Origin of the sequence: Colwellia echini, assembly GCF_002843355.2 — a bacterium.
GTDB lineage: Bacteria > Pseudomonadota > Gammaproteobacteria > Enterobacterales > Alteromonadaceae > Colwellia > Colwellia echini.
This window is the reverse complement of the sequence record NZ_PJAI02000133.1, coordinates 1-271: the sequence shown is the minus strand read 5'-3', so window position 1 is coordinate 271 and position 271 is coordinate 1. Positions and strand designations below refer to the sequence as shown.

At 42.1% G+C, this 271-nt stretch carries 1 protein-coding gene; it reads right to left on the bottom strand.

Annotation, left to right across the window (positions count from 1 at the left end):
- Positions 1 to 271, bottom strand: a 271-nt coding sequence (locus CWS31_RS17720; protein WP_170252938.1) for a hypothetical protein, incomplete at both ends; no start/stop codon positions are given.

Here is a 271-nt window from a genome sequence, read left to right as displayed (position 1 = left end):
GTGTTTGCGCCATTTTTACCGTCGATATCGCCAATAGAAACACCCGCATTTACCGTGAAACTGTCAATGCCACTGCCGCCGACTAAATTCACAAAGTCTGTAAAACTAATACCGTTTAAGGTACCTGCGTTATTCGCATTAACTAACCAGGTGTTCGTCGTATCACCTGTTAAGGTGGCATTACCCACACCATCAATTAATTCAAATCCTGAGATATCTGTGATTAATAAACTGCCGTCGGTTGCCGTAAGGTTAAACGTATCTTTTAACG